General features: G+C 29.9%; 1 protein-coding gene. It reads left to right on the top strand.

What is annotated here, in order from left to right; all coding sequences use genetic code 11:
* Positions 1-158: 158 nt before the first annotated feature.
* Positions 159-581 (top strand): IS110 family transposase (locus LQ598_RS13680; protein WP_345773322.1); only part of this gene is annotated, 423 nt, incomplete at its 3' end.

Here is a 581-nt window from a genome sequence, read left to right as displayed (position 1 = left end):
TTGGGTTTGAAATCCGTAAAAAAAACTAGTCAGCTTTACTCTCGCCTTTTGAAATTCGATTGTAGTATGTTGGGTTCTTGAAACCGTGTATAGGAAAGTGAAATGAGAAAGGTTCAGTAAAGTTATAACTTCTCAAATTTATTAAGGAGGTTTTATTTATCGATTACTTAGGCATTGATATTAGTAAAAAAGATAGTGTGATTGCACACTATATCGATGAAAAATTCCAAAAGGAATTTACTATTCAAAATAACAAAAATGGTTATAATTATTTATTAAATTATTTGAATCGTGTAAATCAGCCCAAATTAATTTTTGAATCCACAGGTATATATTCAAGAGCTATGGTTCGGTTCTGTCGAGTTAACCAAATTAATTATATTGAGTTGAATCCTTTAGAAGCAAAGTTCAAAACAAGCTCTTTAAGGTCTTGGAAAACAGATCAATCAGACGCACATAAGTTAGCCCAAATAGCACCTTTTTTAAATGATTCCGATAGTTTAAATAATACAAATGATGATATTTACTTTGAATTACGTGAGCGTGCTCGATTTCATCTAGAATTCGAAAATGAACAAAAT

It is taken from the genome of Mammaliicoccus sp. F-M27 (genome assembly GCF_022387115.1).
GTDB classification, from domain to species: domain Bacteria; phylum Bacillota; class Bacilli; order Staphylococcales; family Staphylococcaceae; genus Mammaliicoccus; species Mammaliicoccus vitulinus.
Note: the sequence above shows the minus strand (reverse complement) of the source record. Positions and strands in the feature narration are given on the sequence as shown.